The 17,922-nt window shown below is 39.4% G+C and carries 10 protein-coding genes and 1 pseudogene; 10 read left to right on the forward strand and 1 reads right to left on the reverse strand.

Going from position 1 to position 17,922, the window contains the following annotated elements:
- Positions 1 to 417: 417 nt before the first annotated feature.
- Positions 418 to 1,801, reverse strand: a pseudogene (locus tag F6K23_RS33520) (RNA-guided endonuclease InsQ/TnpB family protein).
- A 1,262-nt stretch (positions 1,802 to 3,063) separates the two neighbouring features.
- Between F6K23_RS33520 and aroF the strand changes: the two are divergent.
- From aroF to F6K23_RS33570, 10 genes are all read left to right on the forward strand, one after another.
- The gene (gene aroF, locus F6K23_RS33525) at positions 3,064 to 4,161 is read left to right on the forward strand and encodes a 3-deoxy-7-phosphoheptulonate synthase (RefSeq protein WP_293164385.1); all 1,098 of its coding nucleotides are present in this window, start codon (positions 3,064 to 3,066) and stop codon (positions 4,159 to 4,161) included.
- A 100-nt stretch (positions 4,162 to 4,261) separates the two neighbouring features.
- The gene (locus F6K23_RS33530; RefSeq protein ID WP_293164388.1) at positions 4,262 to 4,846 is read left to right on the forward strand and encodes a chorismate pyruvate-lyase family protein; all 585 of its coding nucleotides are present in this window, start codon (positions 4,262 to 4,264) and stop codon (positions 4,844 to 4,846) included.
- Positions 4,847 to 4,991: 145 nt separating this feature from the next.
- Entirely contained in the window at positions 4,992 to 6,530 is a 1,539-nt protein-coding gene (locus F6K23_RS33535; RefSeq protein ID WP_293164391.1) for a class I adenylate-forming enzyme family protein, read from the forward strand.
- A gap of 359 nt (positions 6,531 to 6,889) precedes the next feature.
- Positions 6,890 to 7,144, forward strand: coding sequence for an acyl carrier protein (locus F6K23_RS33540; RefSeq protein ID WP_293164394.1), 255 nt, complete (start codon positions 6,890 to 6,892; stop codon positions 7,142 to 7,144).
- Between the two features lie 152 nt (positions 7,145 to 7,296).
- A complete protein-coding gene (locus F6K23_RS33545; RefSeq protein ID WP_293164397.1) occupies positions 7,297 to 9,903 on the forward strand; it encodes a condensation domain-containing protein in 2,607 nt (868 codons plus the stop codon).
- Positions 9,904 to 10,153: 250 nt separating this feature from the next.
- A complete protein-coding gene (locus tag F6K23_RS33550) occupies positions 10,154 to 11,881 on the forward strand; it encodes an NAD(P)/FAD-dependent oxidoreductase (RefSeq protein ID WP_293164400.1) in 1,728 nt (575 codons plus the stop codon).
- A gap of 118 nt (positions 11,882 to 11,999) precedes the next feature.
- A complete protein-coding gene (locus F6K23_RS33555; protein WP_293164403.1) occupies positions 12,000 to 13,322 on the forward strand; it encodes a 4-hydroxybenzoate 3-monooxygenase in 1,323 nt (440 codons plus the stop codon).
- A 353-nt stretch (positions 13,323 to 13,675) separates the two neighbouring features.
- On the forward strand, positions 13,676 to 14,722 hold the full coding sequence (locus F6K23_RS33560; RefSeq protein WP_293164405.1) for a cupin domain-containing protein: 1,047 nt from the start codon (positions 13,676 to 13,678) through the stop codon (positions 14,720 to 14,722).
- Between the two features lie 533 nt (positions 14,723 to 15,255).
- Positions 15,256 to 16,344 carry an SGNH/GDSL hydrolase family protein gene (locus F6K23_RS33565; RefSeq protein WP_293164414.1) on the forward strand — a complete coding sequence of 363 codons (1,089 nt, stop codon included), beginning with the start codon at positions 15,256 to 15,258 and terminating at the stop codon, positions 16,342 to 16,344.
- A 287-nt stretch (positions 16,345 to 16,631) separates the two neighbouring features.
- Complete coding sequence (locus tag F6K23_RS33570; protein ID WP_293164408.1) at positions 16,632 to 17,252, forward strand: glutathione S-transferase family protein; 621 nt, start codon at positions 16,632 to 16,634, stop codon at positions 17,250 to 17,252.
- Positions 17,253 to 17,922: the final 670 nt, after the last annotated feature.

Here is a 17,922-nt window from a genome sequence, read left to right on the forward strand (position 1 = left end):
CATTACTTTTGGTAATTGGTATAAGTAGGGCTAATAATCATCTAAAAGCACTGTCAGGAGTGAGTTTTTCGGATTTTTGTCGGGAAAAAAGTACAAATTTTTCAGCCTTTAATATCAAATCCGTTTAATTGGACATCAAAAAAATCTCGAATCGTCATCACTAATAAATGTTTGTGATTCTTTCTCCTCCTGAGGAGTTAGGACTGTCTCATGGTTGAGTTAACCAATCTATAACTGTTTAACCGGATTTGAGATCAGACCATAAAAGCTATGATCAGTGGCAGACTTGCACAAAAAGATACAGGTACAGTTATTCCTTCGACTTCCCACCCTCCCCATACTTCCCACCCTCCCCACACTTACCACACTTCCTTGACGCACTACCGGTAAGGCTTTTAGGATTTTGTAACTGGTCAGTTATTTCCGCCATTCTGCACTAGATTGACATCCTCCCGACGCTGCTATACGCGAGACAGCGCGGGATTCCCTAGCATCGCTGGTAGGGGCTTTCTGCTTCATAGCACCCGCCTGACGAGATTTGCTCTCTTCAGGTCTTACAGTCGCTCCACAGACTGACACTGCTCCTCCCGCAGCCTTCTTGGTGGGCGTTCCCTTGCGCCTGTCGGCGACGCGGGTTCCCATCCGCAAAATATTTATACTTGCGTTTATGTCCCTATCATGGTGACTACCACATTCGGGACAATCCCACTCTCTAATATTGAGAGGTAATTTTTCTACTGCATGACCACAATTAGAGCAGCGCTTGGAACTAGGGAAATATCGGTCAATCTTAATTAATTCCCGTCCATACCATTCGGCTTTGTATTCTAATTGTCTAACTAATTCTCCCCAGTTGGCATCACTAATAGCTCTGGCTAATTTGTGGTCTCTTGGTGCGCGTTCCCTTGCGACTAGCGTCGTCGCGGGGTCGCACCGCTTTTTGACCATGTTTTTAACTGCCAAATCCTCAACTACAATAGTTTGGTTTTCTCTAATTAGTCGTAGGGGAGCCGTCGGATTGGCGACGTATGTTAGCTTATGGGTGTAGTCAAGCCTTGAGTCTTTGATCTGAGCGTGTATCTTGGCGACTTTCAGCCTGGCTTTGTAATAGTTGTTAGACTTTTTGTCGGGCTTTCTATCCAGGGATTTCTGGGCTAACCTCAGTTTTTTGTGTAACTTTTGAAGATTCTTTGGATTGGCAACTTTTTCTCCATCGCTGGTAGTTAGTAAACTGGCGATTCCTAAATCAACACCAACTTGCTTCAAAATCTGCTTAAGTTTTAAATCTCTGGTATCATTAATTCTCAAAGATACAGACCATCTACCACTAGGCTCAAGTCTAACAGTAATTGTAGTTGGTACCGGGCCCGGTGGTAGTTGCCTACTCCATCTGATAGATAATGGCTGAGAACATTTAGCTAAATATACTTGGCCATCTTGCCATCTAAATGCTGCCTTCGTAAATTCTGCACTACCACCGTTGCGCTTTTTCTTAAAATTAGGGTATTTAGCCCGTCCACTAAAAAAGTTGGTGAAAGCAGTCTGTAGATGGACTACCGCCTTGCTGCAATGGTACACTGCTGACTTCAGTTAGAAAATCCAAGTCTTCTTGCTTTTTCCAAGCGGTAAGCATAGCTGAAGTTTGTTTGTAACTTACTCGCTCTTTGTTCTCATGCCAGGCTTGAGTTCTAACAGCTAAAGCTTTGTTGTAAATGAGGCGCACACATCCCAATGTCCTCCGCAACAGATTATCCTGTTCTGGAGTTGGGTAAAATCTAAATTTGTACGCCTTTTCAACCATTTACTGACTAAGTTTCAACACTTACATTCTAACATACTATGTGTAAACCCGCAACATTGATTGGTTTTCCCATGCGACGCTCCTCTGCGAGAGAGCGCGGGTCTTCAACCAACATTTTGATAAATGGGAATTACAGAGTCAGTGGCCAAAACAATAGTAAGAGTGATTTTTAGGCTTTTGCTACCCGAAAATCCTCACTTTTTTAACAATCGCTTCGTAAGGATTCAGGTGATTCGCGATCGCTTAACAGGTCTTGGTCTATAACTTCAGGAAATCTGCGACAGGTTGACAAAAAATCAAACTACGATAAACTAAGGACAGTAGAGCGCGCTTCTTCAAAATCTTTAACACAGCAGCTATTTTCTTATAGTTTTTTTTAACCTTTTCTTAACCTTTTCTCTCTTTCAGTTAAGAGATATTTTTAATACTTTTATTTATCTATACGCAGGCGACGCTGCACAACCATGACACAAACCTTCTATTTCCGCCAACTTCTCAAAAATGCATAACCTGACTTAGAGCAGATATACGCATATTTACTGTTAGAGGAAACAACTTAATTCCTTAGATTAATACTATAGCAATGAGCGCTGGTATATTTACAAATTACAAGAACTGTCCAATAGCTAAAAGTCTTATATTATCGGCAATTCATTCCCCCAGATGAGCTGTTGCCTGTTGCCTGTTGCCTGTTGCCTGCGCACAGCGCTATAGCTGAAATGAGGTAAATTCATTTTCAGCTTAGTGAATGCAAAAAACTTAGCACTTAATTACAGTTGATCTAGTTTTAAGGCAACTTCTCAAAAATGCATAACCTAACTTAGACCAGATATACGCATCTTTACAGTTACAGGAAACAACTTAATTCCTGAGATTAATACTAGCTGAAATGACGTAAATTCGTTTTCAGCTTAGTGAATGCAAAAAACTTAGCACTTAATTACAGTTGATCTAGTTTTAAGGCAACTTCTCAAAAATGCATAACCTAACTTAGACCAGATATACGCATCTTTACAGTTACAGGAAACAACTTAATTCCTGAGATTAATACTAGCTGAAATGACGTAAATTCATTTTCAGCTTAGTGAATGCAAAAAACTTAGCACTTAATTACAGTTTCTCTAGTTTTAAGCCATTTACAGATATAGAAATAGAACTGGTGGCAGGGACAGAAATATAGATGTTAGTTTAACCCACATCTGCTCTCTCAAACCTTTCTCCATCATTCTGTTTAGCAAACCCAATCTCAAAGAAAATAAAGCATGATAATTGTTCTCAAAGCAGCCACTCCGACAGTCGAAATTGAACACATTAAAGACGAACTGTCCCAATACAAAGTCAGCGTCGAAAAAATCATTGGCAAACACCGAGTGGTAATTGGTTTAGTCGGTGACACGGCTGAACTCGATCCCTTAAAAATTCAGGCTGTCAGTCCTTTTATTGAAAAAGTCTCACGAGTTGAACATCCCTTTAAACGGGCGAGTCGAGACTTCCGACATGGTGAACCCAGTGAAATTATTGTTAAAACACCCAACGGTTCTGTTGCTTTTGGCGAACACAATCCCATCGTTCAAACTGCCGGTCCTTGTTCGGTTGAAAATGAACAGATGATTGTCGAAACCGCCCAACAAGTTAAAGCAGCAGGTGCTCATTTCCTACGTGGTGGAGCTTACAAACCTCGGACTTCTCCTTATGCTTTTCAAGGACATGGTGAGAGTGGTTTGGAATTGCTAGCCATTGCACGTCAAGAAACTGGCTTGGGAATTATCACCGAGGTAATGGATGCATCCGACATCGAAAAGATAGCAGCTGTTGCAGATATTCTCCAAGTTGGCGCTCGTAATATGCAGAACTTTTCTCTGTTAAAAAGAATTGGTGCTCAAGAGAAACCGATTCTACTGAAGCGGGGAATGTCTGCAACCATTGAGGAATGGTTAATGGCGGCTGAATATATTTTAGCAGCGGGAAATCCCAATGTTATTTTGTGCGAACGGGGAATTCGCACCCATGACCGCAAATATACCCGCAATACCCTCGATTTATCCGTGATTCCTGTCTTGCGGACACTGACTCACCTTCCCATTATGATTGACCCCAGTCACGGGACAGGTAAAGCCGAATACGTCCCGGCAATGGCAATGGCTTCAATTGCAGCAGGAGCTGATGCTCTGATGATAGAAGTTCATCCCAACCCTTCCCAAGCACTGTCTGATGGTCCTCAATCCTTGACGCCTCATCGCTATCAAGAACTGATGCAAGAAATGGCAGTTATTGGTGAAACAGTAGGTCGTTGGCCAGAAAAGTTAGCCCTCACTCCTTCATTCCCTCAAGCTACCAAAAAATTAAGTGCCATTGTTTAAATTTTGTTGTGAGTTGAAGGAAAAATTGAAGGCTAACTTAGATTGATTCAACTCACAATATCTAATCAAACAGGTCTTTTTCACCAATTCTAGAAAAATAATGCATATGAACGCTCAAACCCTAGTCTTAAGGCCAATTTTTTCCCAACACTTTCCACGACAGCGGAATTACATCGAACCTGTATTACTCAGCCCATTTCAGCGAATATTACTCACGACAAACGGCACTGTTACAGATATGATTGAAGCTTACTCGGGGGAAGCAATCAAAATCAAAAAGCTGTTTGAAGACAAGATTCAACTTGAAGAAGACATCCTGCCGATGAACCTCAAAAAAGGCACAGAAGTTATCGCTCGCAAAGTGTTACTTCAAGGTAAGATGAGCGATCGCAACTATGTCTATGCCGATTCAATTTTAGTTCTCGACAGACTGAATGAAAAAATGCGAAACCAACTGTTACAGACCAAAACTCCCATTGGGAAACTCTGGATCGAGAACAAGGTGGAAATCTTCAAAGAAAATGTCGAACTTGGCAAAGAACATGCAGGTGATTTAGCAGATTATTTCCAGATTCAACCCAAAGACAATCTCCTGTATAGAAGCTACTGCGTCATCTCCAATCATCAGTACACCATGATGATTACAGAGAAGTTTCCGGAAAATAGTTTTAGGCGAAATTTCTAATAGACATCTCCAATAATAAAAAAGAAAATCAACTATCGTAAAGAAATTATCAATTCTTTCCCACTACTCCCTACTCCCTACTCCCTCTTTTGGAGGATATGTCTAATAGCATCGGTTGTTCAAGTGGCACAATCAAGGTAAAATTATGATTATTAAACGATTAAAAGAAGCGGCTCATTCCTTTCCAAAACATACAGCAATTGTCTATAATGAGTCCCGAATTAGTTATGAGCAACTTGACTTCAAAGTTCAAGGATTAAGTGAGGGATTAAGTTCTCTAGAAATTGGTAAAGGTGATTGTGTTGCTTTCGTTTTACCCAACTGTCCTGAGTTTGTTTATAGCTTCTATGCAGTTGCTCAGTTACAGGGAATTGTTCTGCCTCTCAATCATTTATTCAAAGCCGAAGAACTGAGTTATTGTCTCAGGGATAGCAAGGCAAAAGCAGTAATTACTGACCTCAAACGTGCCAAAATTTGTCAGGATATTATTGCAAATATTGACCGAAAAATTGAGTTAATTGTTGTGGATGGTGTTTATCCTGAAAGCCACTATCTATACCATCTAATTCTGCCAGGAAAATTTCAACATCAAGACTATTCAGAAAAAGCTCTTTCTTCTGAGCTTCTGTATCAATATTCATCCGGTTCAACGGGGAAACCAAAACGAATTGCACGCACCCAGGGGAGTCTTTGCCATGAGGTAAAAAACTTCGCAGAAACCACCCAAATTCAGCCCTCTGACAATATTCTTTGTGCAGTTCCGATGTATCATGCTCATGGGTTAGGAAATTGTCTCCTCGCAGCAACTTGTAATGGTGCAACCTTAGTTATTTTAGAACAGGTTTTGCAGAAGGATGGTACACCTGTTGAGGTTCCCTTTGTCTTCCGGTGCCCCCGAATTTTTGAACTGATTAAAACGGAGAAGATTACCATCTTTCCGGCAGTACCTTATATATTCAATGCTTTGGCAGAAGCTAGAACAAAAACCTTGGTGAACCTATCTAGTTTGAGATTATGCTTTTCAGCCGGAAACTTTTTATCCAAAGACATTTTTGATAAGTTTTGGCAGCGATTTAAGATTCCTATTCGACAGCTTTATGGCTGTACTGAGGCTGGGTCTGTGGCAATTAATTTAGAGGAAGACATCAACAAAATTTATCACTCTGTTGGGTTTCCGCTCAATAATGTTGAACTCAAAATTGTTAATGAAAGTGGGAATGAGCAACCCATGGGAATGAGTGGAGAAGTTGTGATCAAAAGTCGTTCTCTAACCCAAGGTTATATTAATCAGCCAGAACTGAATCAACAAGTCTTTAAGGAAGGATGTTTCTATACAGGTGATTTAGGGAAAAAAGATGAGTGGGGTCGAGTGTATATTACCGGTCGCAAAAAGCTGCTCATTGATACCGGAGGTCGCAAAGTTGATCCGATAGAAGTCGAGGATATTTTGATGAATCATCCTGAGGTGAAGGAAGCTGTTGTTGTTGGTGTAAAAGGGTCTTATGCTGGCGAGTTGGTTAAAGCTGTAATTGTCAAAAAAAGTCGAAAAAACTTTGACGACCAAGAAATTCTTTTATTTTGTAAGCAGCGTCTAGCGGAGTTTAAAGTTCCCAAAATCATTGAATTCCTTCCAGAGATTCCCAAAAGTCCACTCGGAAAAATTCTCAGAAAGGAATTAGTTTAAACCGATATCATCACAGTCCAAGTAGGGTTTGCGCTCAAAAGTCTGATGGTGATGATAGGCAACAGGCAACAGTTTAGGCTATCTGCTACGGCCAAATTTTTTGATAGTCATAAGAAAAATATTAGCATTTTGAGACTACAACAGCCAAAAACCTTGCACTTTTTCAGCAATATTTAACCCTGGAAGCATTTACAGGTATTGATTATAGCAGTCGAAGCAAAGGTTAGGACAGATAAAAAGCTTAAAACTCAGATAACGTAATACTTTTCCTTCTTCCTTCTTCCCTCTTCCTTCTTTCTTCTGCTATACAATTTTACTCAGCACACTCCAAGTACTAAAATTTTAAGGAACCTAACACCATGATGACAACTACAACAATTCAAGAACAAGTTCAAGGGTTAGTTTTGAAAGTTCTACCCGATGTGACCTTAGAAGAGTTGCAAGACGATGTAGATATCTTCAACTTGGGTCTAGATTCAATTAACACGATGACTCTAATTTCTAACTTGCAAGAGACTTTTGAAATTGAGTTAGATGTGAGTGAGATTAGTTTTGAGAACTTTCAAAATATCTCAACAATTGTGGAGATGATTGAAGAAAAGAAAAGTTGTTAAATCTTTAAATTATATCTAGTGCAGGATGGCGGAAATAACTGACCAGTTAAAAAAGCTTCAAAAGCTTATAAAATAAACTTTCTTCCCTTCTGCCTCCTGCCTTCTGCCTTCGTTCCTCCAAAGTGTAACTATTCAACCAGACATGATATAATATGTCACTCGAAACATTAAACAAAAAACAACAGAAAACTTCTCCAGTTACCAATAATTCAACTCAATCAGTGGCTGCTAAAAAGGAGCTATGGGAAGCAATGAGAACCGTCATTAGCTTACAAAATCAAGCTCCACCCTTAGTCTCTGTTTCCCGAGAAAATCCACTTCCTCTCTCTTTTCCTCAAGAGCGGTTATGGTTTTTACAACAGTTGGAACCAAGTAAAGCTGCTGCTTATAATATGCCATTTTGGTTTCGCATTTCCGGCTCACTCAATGCATTGGTTTTAGAGCAAAGTCTGAATGAACTTATTCAACGTCACGAGGCTTTGCGAACGACTTTTACCTTAGTTGAAGGTCAACCAACTCAAGTCATTCACTCCTCTTTTTCCTTTCGTTTATCTGTAGTTAATTTACAGAGCTTTCCTCAAAAACAACGGGAAAATAAGGTAATGGAATTAGTGAAGGTAGATATTGAGCAACCGATTGAATTGACTCAACTGCCTCTGTTTCGAGGAACACTTTTTAAACTTGATGAACAGGATTATTTTCTGTTACTGAATGTTCACCATATTATCGTCGATGCCTGGTCAAAAGGAGTTTTATTTCAGGAGTTAGCAATACTCTACGAAGCATTTTCTCTCGGTCAATCTTCAGCCCTCCCAGAACTTCCAGTGCAGTATGCAGACTTTTCGGTTTGGCAACGTCAATGTATTCAAGGTGAATTTAAAGAGACTTTGCTAAACTATTGGAAGCAACAACTTGGCGATAATTTACAAGCTTTAAAGCTGCCAACTGACCATCCTTATCCAACTAATCCTACCCATTCTAGTGCCTACAATAAACAGTTACTTTCTGTTGAACTCACGACTCAACTTAAAAGCTTCAGTCGAAAAGAAGGAGCAACATTATTTGCAACGTTATTAGCTGCATTTAAGGTGCTATTATATCGCTACACTAATCAAGACGATTTTTTTGTATGTAGTCCAATTGCGAATCGGAGTCGGAAAGAAACAAAGGGATTAATCGGTTACTTTGCAAACTTACTGATTCTACGGACACAGTTTAAAGTAAACCAAACTTTTCGGGAGTTTTTGAGTCAAGTTCGTCAGGTTGTTTCCGGAGGTTACGCTTATCAAGATTTACCCATTCAAGAAATTATTAACGCTCTAAATTTACTGCAAACTCCTCTATCTAAGGTGATGTTTGCACTGCAAAATACAACAATTCATACCTTAAAATTACCCGGTTTAAATGTCGAAACTTTCAATCTTGATAGCGGAACAGCGGATTTTGACCTCTATCTCTATCTGATTCCAGAAGGTGATACTTTTGCTGCTATCTTCAAATACAATGCTGATTTATTTGAGGAAGCAACCATTGCTCAAATGCAGGAGCATTATCGTACTATTCTGGAAAATATTTTAATCAATCCAGAGCAGTCTATCTTGGAGGTACTCCCTTTAAGCGCAACTGAACAGCAACAATTAGAGGAGAAACGAGCCAATCAATCTACATTCAATCCATCCAGTAATTCGTCTAAACCTGCTTATATTGCACCCCGCAATTCAACTGAACTCAAACTCGTTCAATTATGGAGTAAAGTATTAGGAATTGAATCCATTGGAATTCGAGATAACTTCTTTGATTTAGGTGGACAGTCTTTAATGGCAATGAGTTTGTTTACTCAAATTGAACAAACCTTTGGTAAAACGTTACCTTTGGCAACACTCCTAAAATCTCCAACCATTGAACAACTCGCTAAAATTCTTGCTGAAAACGAATCTTCTCTCCCTTGGTCTTCATTAGTTCCACTTCAACCTCGTGGTTCTAAACCGCCTTTCTTCTGCATTCATGGACAACAAGGAAATGTATTGAACTTACGAGAATTAGCAAAATCTTTAGGTTCAGAACAACCGTTTTATGGATTGCAAGCTAAAGGGTTAGATGGCAAACAAGTGCCTGACTTTACAATCGAAGCAATGGCGGCTAATTATCTTCAAGAAATTCGCAGTGTTCAACCCCATGGTCCCTATTTTCTAGGGGGAAACTCTATGGGAGGTACCATTGCTTTTGAGATGGCACAACAACTTCAACAACAAGGAGAAAAGGTGGCATTACTGGTGATGTTTGACACTTTCAATAAAAGTGCTTTTCCTCGCCTTGTATTCCGAAACCAACACTACTTCAAATACTTATCCCAATTGGGACTATCCAAGTCACTATTTGAGGAACTCAAAGACGTTACTCAACGTCAACTGCAAGCCATCCTTTGCAAGCTTTATCTAGGTTTAGGAAAACCTCTACCTCATCATCTCAGTCGTGCGATCGTAGCTGAGGCGAATATGCAGGCAAAGTGGGTTTATTCACCACAAGTTTATTCCGGTAAAATTACCCTGTTTCGGGCTAAAAAATCTGCTAAATTTAACAAGTTTTATTTACCGAATCAAGCAGATTGGGAAACTCGCGATCCTGAAAATGGTTGGAGTAATTTTTCTAGGGATAAATTAGAAATTTACGATGTACCGGGAGACCATTATTCAATTTTTGATCGACCAAATGTACAAGTCTTAGCTGAGACTTTAAAGGCTTGCTTAGAGGATATCTGAAAAGTTTTTTGATACTTAATGGGAATTGTGCCCCCCTAGCACCCCAACATTGGGGGGTGTGCGAGGGCTTAAGTTTAACCGAAATAATGTTTATATCATGTCCGGATAATAGCATGATAAAAAAGTTTTTGTTCGTAGTTGGGCTTTAGCCCTATCTATCTACAGTTCCGGCTGAAGCCCTACTACAAGCTTTAATTCTAACTATTCAACCGGACATGATATTACTCTCAATACAACAGGATATTTCACAATGAATACAATGACTTATGATGTAGCAATTTGCGGTGGTGGTTTAGCGGGTTCAACTTTAGCTAGACAGTTGAAGTTAACAATGCCCGATCTTTCTATTATTGTCCTGGATCGTTTGGCTCGACCTCTACCTGAAGGTGCTTTTAAAGTTGGAGAATCAACGGTTGAAGTGGGTTCCTATTATCTTGCTGAAATACTTCAGTTTGGCGATAATTATTTCAAAATGAATCATATGCCAAAGTTGGGACTGCGTTTCTTCTTAGGTGATGCTCAAGGTAAATTTGAAGAACGTCCTGAACTCGGACTCTCTAAATTTCATTCGCCTTCCTCATATCAAATTGACCGAGGTAAGTTTGAAAATGACCTGCGAAACTTAAACATCGAAGCAGGAATTGAAGTTTTAGAAAGTTGCAAGGTTCTTGATATTACCCTATCTGAAAATAATCAAGACTTCCATAAAATTGTTTACACTCAAGATGACACGAAGCAAAAGAATACTATTCAAGCTAAATGGGTTATTGATGCGATGGGTCGTCGTCGATTTTTGCAGAAGAAACTGGGTTTAGCTCAACGAAATAGTTCTAAACATAGTGCGGTTTGGTTCTGGGTAAATGAACGGATAGATGTCAGTGATTTTGTTCCCAAAAGTAACCAAAACTGGCATGAGCGTGTCCCTGGAAATCAACGATATTATTCAACTAATCACTTGTGTGGAAAAGGCTACTGGATTTGGATGATTCCGCTCCCCGGTAACTATACCAGTATTGGAATTGTCACTGATGAAACAGTTCATCCTTTCGGAGAACATAATACTGAGGAAAAAACATTTAATTGGCTCCAAACCTATGAACCTACTTTAGCTAATCATCTTCAAGGGATTTCAACTCAAAAATTTATGAAGATGCCTCACTATAGTTATTCCTCCAAGCAAGTTTTCTCAAATAATCGTTGGGCTTGTGTTGGTGAAGCTGGGGTATTTCCCGACCCCTTCTATTCTCCTGGTACTGACCTAATTGGATTTGGAAATTCTCTCGTCACTCAGATGATTGAAGCGGATTTGCAAGGTAAGTTAACCTCAGAAATGGTGGCGGAAGCAAATCGCTTTTTGCTCACCTATGCTGAAGGGGTAAAAGATAATATTCATAAGGTTTACTCCTGCTTTGATAAAGATTTGGTCATGGCAATTAAGGTGATTTGGGATACCCTATCTGGCTGGGCATTTAGTGCGCCTCTGATGTTTAATTCGATTTTCCTTGACTCTGAAAAACGGGCAAAAATTCGTCAAGGTTCAGGTCAATTTTTTCTGTTAGCTCACAGGATGCAAAAGTTGTTTATAGACTGGGCAAAACTATCGCAAAATCGGGGAACTTATGAGTATATTGATTACTTAGAAATGGATTTCATCAAGCAATTGCGATCGCGAAATTTACAATCCAATAAAACGGAACAACAACTCATCGACGATCATATTGCTAGTTTGGAAATGTTTGAGGAACTTGCTCAGGTTATTTTTCGCATGGCGCTTGAAGATACAATGCCTGAAAAATTAGCCGATTTTCCGGAATCTGCCTGGTTAAATGCTTGGGCAATTAGCCTCAATGAACAACGATGGGAAAAGGATGGATTATTCCGCCCCAGAACTCAACCCCGTGACTTACATCCAATGACTCAACAGCTTCGACAAAAAATTCATTTCCCTTCAGTTGTTAAGCAACCTGTTACGGTTTAAGGATTCACTTAATCTCAGTAATAAGGTGGGTATTGAACTCAGAGGTTGTCTGAGAAGTCTTATTTGCGACATTCAAGCCCCCTAAATATCCCAATATTTGGGAACTATAGCAAGCAAATTGACTCTTGTTCCCCCCATGCGTTGGGGGGCTAGGGGGGCAAAATTCAGTATCAAAAAACTTTTCAGATATCCTCTCACCTTAACCTCAAAAAAAAAGGATAATTTTAAGGAGTTGACGATGAAAAATTATACACAGTTACAAACATCTGTCTGTATTCTCGGTTCTGGTCCTGCTGGTATTGTTCTCGGAAGTATTCTGCTGAGAAACGGGATAGACTGTATTATCATTGATAAATACAATCGTGAAGAAATTTATGCCAGAGGACGAGCGGGAGTTATTGAGAGTACAACGGTTGAAATTCTCAGAAAAAATGACCTGGCGGATACCCTGCTGAAAAATGCTTATACTCACGGTTGTTGTGAGTTTCGCTATCCCGATAAAAGCCTAACTTTTGAATATGGAAGCTTAAGTGGAGGAGATGTTCATCATGTTTATCCTCAAAGCGATCTCAACGATGATTTGATTGAAAAATATATCAAGGATGGCGGTAAGTTACTTTTTCATTATGAAGGCAAAAATATTGTTCAAAGTGATGACAAAGTCGAAGTTGAATGTTATGATTTAGATAGTCAAAAAACTGTAACGATTCAAGCGGATTTTGTAGCTGGATGTGATGGTTATCATGGGTTAGCTCGTCAATGTGTTCCCTCTGAAGCTGTAGAGATTTACAGCAAACAATACAACTATCGCTGGTTAGCAATTTTAGCCTACGCTCCCCCTTCAGCCCAGCATACTCTTTATGGTGTACATCCAGATGGTTTTGCGGCTCATATGCTTCGCAATAGTAAGATTTCTCGCTATTACCTTCAAATTCCTAGCACCGATACTTTAGAAGATTGGTCAGATGAACGCATCTGGGCTAACTTACGCCAGCGGCTTGCTAAAGAAGGATGTCCATTAAATGAAGGTGAAATCTTTCAAAAGCGTATTATGGAGTTGCGGAATTATGTGATGGAACCCATGATTTATCAGCGATTATTATTAGCTGGAGATGCCGCTCATATTATTACCCCAATGGGTGGAAAAGGCTTAAATTTAGCGGTGCAAGATGCGGGAGTTTTAGCAGAGACATTGATTAGCTACTATCTCGAAAACCACGATCTTTCTTATCTAAACCGCTACTCCGAAATTCGCTTGCCCTACATCTGGCGTGCTCAAGAATTCTCTTACAGCTTGTTGACCATGTTGCACTCACCGGAAGGAGAGGATTTAGAGGATGTGCGTTTTCGACGTAAACTCAGTGAATCTAAGCTCTCTCAATTAACAACTTCATCAACATTTGCTAAGAATTTTGCGCGAAACTACGTTGGAATTGTTTAATTTTTTAAATTCCTTGGAAGGTTTTAGATAGCTACATTCAGTTGTCATTGTTTGATACTTCTGAGTTGACTACTAGATGTAAAAAGTTTAATAGTGCCCTTCGGGCGATCCATTAAGCTTGTTCTCAAATTTTAGGGGAAAGTAATTTATATGCTGGTTGCTTTCCTCCCAACACTAAAACACACTTTATCAAAATAATTGGGTCTAAAACCCCGCCTTTTAAGGCGAAATATTTTTGGAGCGGGGCTTAAATCCCCTACTTCCCCTCCTGGGAGGGGTTAGAGGTGGGTTAACTTCTAACTTCTGACTTCTGACTTCGTTAAAGTGTGGATCACCAGCAACTATTTTTATTAATGAATACAAAAACTAAGTCTACCGCATTTTACCTCGCTAGCTCATTTCTATTAGCTTTAGGAATCAGTTTCCCCGCACAAGCTCACGTTGGTTTACATTTCCATGACCATGAACAACAGGATTCCTCAACAGAAACATCTAGCTCGACAGAAACATCTAGCTCGATTGATATCTATGATTTTTTGAATGTCCCCATTCCCACGGCTATCACTGATTATGTAGCCGGGTTAGATGATACATCATCGACATCTTTATTCTACCAAGATTTAGAAACTGCATGGGTTGCAGGTGGACGAATTTCCTTTGTTGAAACAGGCGAGACCACTAATGAACAGTACACACTATTAGATGTGGTTGTTGTCCCTGGCGGTGGTACTCCATTACACTTCCATGAAAATGAAGCTGAGTGGTTTTTCATGCTAGATGGTACTTTAGAGTTTCAATTAGAAGACCAAACAGCACTGGCATCACCTGAAACGCTTATCTTGGGTCCCCAAAATGCCACGCACGCCTTCCGAAATCAGACATCAGATTTGGCGAGGCTACTCATTTATTTTGAACCTCCAGCTGAAGACTTTTTCCAGGAAGTCGGTCAGCCAGTCACAGATCCATTTAATCAACCTCCTGTAAATCCTGAAGAACTTTTGGCAGCCGGCCCACCACACGGGCTTACATTTCCTAGTACACTAGAGTTTGCCGGTAATCAATTCTTCACTGACAAAGGGTCTTCTTTTGCAACAGTAGATGTAATCCGCACTGGTAATGTTGATGAGATAGTTGGTGGTAGCATTTTTCTAGGCACTGAAACTGAAATCCCAATTGAGTTTGGTATTGGCGAGAGTTTTCAAAGTATAGATATTCCCCTACCTAATGACATTAACTCCATTGACTTATTCTTAAAAAATCCTACGGGTGGAGCTTTTATTGGTCTGCTAGCAGACCAGGCTATTATTAGCACAAGATCGATTCCTGAGTCTTCTTTCCCTGTTGGTTTGTTAGCTTTTGGAGTAATAGGTACAGGTGTAATGCTCAAAAATCGGAAGTAAAATCAATAGAATGTAGAACTTAGTTTCATGTTTAATTCATCTAAAATAAAGTCTTCTAAAACGTAAGCATTCAGCAGTCAGCTATCAGCTATGAGTTATTCGCTCATTATCGCACCGAAGTCTCCAAGGGGAATTAAAAGTTGTGTTTGCTTCCGCATTCCGCGCAAAAGAAAAAGGTTATCCGATCGCCTTAGTAAGTTATTACGTTCAAAAGTTGATAGCTGAACTGCTAATAGCTGTTTGCGCAGCATTCCGCAGGAAATGCTTACTCTAAAACGGTATAAACAGAAGTTTAGCGTCAGACTTTTTTAATCTCAGAAAATAAAAACTGGAGTGGAAAAAATCCTGCTCCAGGACTTAAATTGATAACTCATATCATGTCCGAAGGCAATCGTTTGTGTAAAAGTTAGCGTGGATATCTACAGGAAATTTCAGTTTTTTTTCTTGCCTGTTGCCTGTTGCCTGTTGCCTATTTACTATACAAGACCGATGCTACCGGACATGATATCAACTAGGAGAAGGAGAAATTTTTGATGAGCATCACTATCGATCAAATCTTTGATGAAGATTTTTATCTTTCTCAATATCCAGAAGTGGCTGATGCGATCGCAAATGGTACAGCCAACAGTCCCCTTGATCATTACCTAACAGTTGGTCAATATCAGGGTTATCTTCCCGGCAAACTTTTTAGCGATGTTTATGTCTTTGGAGATAGTTTTTCTGATGATGGGAATTTGTTTGAACTGACTAACGGTATTTTTCCAGAATTTCCAAATTTTGAAGGACGTTTTACCAATGGTAAAATTTGGATTGAAACTTTAATCCCTGAGTTGGGTTTAGAGATAAATCCTGAAAATAATGTCGCCTATGGAGGTGCAACGACAGGAACCGATAATGTTCTCAATCCGAGAACAGATGTTTTACCCGATAACCTATTGCCTTTACCGGGAATCCAAACACAAATTGATGATTTTGTCGCCGAAAATCCTGTTGCCGATCCCAATGCACTTTATATGGTTTGGGGAGGCGGTAATGATTATGTGGGTTTAAGTCTAACGGAAGTTGATACACCCATTACCAACTTATTAACAACAATTGATAAATTAGCCGATGCAGGGGCAAAAAATATTATGATACCTAATCTTTTTGATTTAGGTGCAATTCCCCTTGCTGTTAATGGTTCTCCTGAAGTTCAGCAAAGACTGGCACAAGTTACTCAAGATCATAATGCAGCGTTGCAAACAGCTTTAGAAGAAGTTGAACAAAATTCAGATATCAATATTATTCAGGTTGATATGTATTCAGCCCTGAATCAAGCTATAGAAAATCCAGCTAACTTTGGGTTTTCTAATGTCACAGAGGCTTTTTTAGAGACGAATGCAACCAATCCTGATGAATTTGTATTCTGGAATCCGATTCATCCTACTGTCCGTTCTCATAATTTATTTGCAAATCAGGCTCAGAAATCTCTTTCTGAGGTTTCTGAAGTGCTGAGTATTGTCGAAGCAACTCAAGAATATCCCCGTCAATCTGTACCTGAACCTTCAATTTTTAATTCCGGATTAGTGATTGTATTGGCATTATTATTTTTGAGTAATAACTTATCAAAAAAAACAAGATAAATTATCCGGAATACTGACATTTTGGGCGTTGGTAATTAGTAAGATGATTTTCTACTAGGGGTGATGCCCATCACTTACTCTGGTAAAATATTTAGAGGTATCAGAAACAGATTACTCTTAAGGTTTCATCTCTTGATTTACCAACGCCGAATTTTGCCCCCCTAGCCCCCCAAATTGGGGGGGGATAAGAGTCAACTTGCTTCTAAAATTCCCCAAAAATTGGGGGATTTAGGGGGCTTTAACATCAATTTCACTCAACATTTCACTGCTCAACCTAGGAGTCTTCAATGATTGAACTGTACACACACAATACCCCAAACGGTCACAAAATTTCTATTTGTTTAGAAGAACTTGAAATTCCTTACACTGTAAAGCATATAAATGTTTATGAGGGAGAACAATTTCAAGAAGAATTTGTTGCACTCAATCCTAATGCTAAAGTTCCAGTAATTGTAGATCGAGAAACTGGACAAACGGTTTTTGAATCCTGTGCAATTTTACTCTATCTTGCAGATAAAACTGAACGGTTAGTACCGCAATCAACTCAAGGTCGTTGGGAAGCAATTCAATGGCTGTTTTTCCAAGCAGCTTCTATTGGACCAATGTTCGGACAACGAGCGCACTTTGCCTTGTTTGCTCCTGAAAAAATCCCTTACGCAATTGAACGCTATACCAAAGAAACTGAAAGGCTGTCTGGTGTCCTTGAACAACGTTTGAAGCAGCAAAAATATCTCTGCGGTGATGAATACTCCATTGTAGATATTGCGCATTGGGGTTGGGTTTATACTGCTAAACGTATGGGATTTGGCTTCGATCAGTTTTCCAGCTTAATCGCATGGCACGATCAAATTGCAGAACGTCCTGCAGTTCAGAAAGGAATTCAAGTTCCTGGACCTCTTCCTTTTTAAGTTCATCACAATAGATAGAGATGTCTGGTGCTATTTCAACAGAAATATTATGCATTATGTAATTTTCTGATTCCAGACATCTTTCTTATCTATCTATTTGTAGGCATTCAGCCATCAGCTATCAGCTATCAGAAGAGTGCTTTTAGTTAACGATAAAAGCTTTATTAATTTTCTTACTACAAAAGTTGACTCCCTTGCCCTTAAAGTATATCTATATTACAGCGCTTTCTGCTGCCCGTGAGATACACTCATAAGCGGGCAAGATGCCCGCACTACAATATTTTCACTATTCATCTTGTACATTATTTGCCAGAAATATGCTGTAATTTAAACGTTATCCTTAAGGAGAGAGTCTTGTTGCTGATAGCTGACAGCTAATAGCTGTTTGCGCAGCATTCCGCAGGAAATGCTTACATCTATTTTTACTTTTACTCCCTTCAGAGCCACCTTATTGAGGGGAGTTGAACTCGACTGTTGAAAAACACTATTCATCAAATATCAACAACCCATCATTTTTTGAGGATCAACTGATTTGCAAAATTTTTACCGAAAAATTGGGTTTAAAGCCTCCCCCTTCTAGGGGGACTTTTTAGTTGATTTTTTTAATAAATATGTTATTATTTTCTTAGTTGAAAAATCATGCCATGAAAGGAAGATTTAAGTACCGTAT

Source organism: Okeania sp. SIO2C9, assembly GCF_010672455.1.
In the GTDB taxonomy this organism is placed as follows: domain Bacteria; phylum Cyanobacteriota; class Cyanobacteriia; order Cyanobacteriales; family Microcoleaceae; genus Okeania.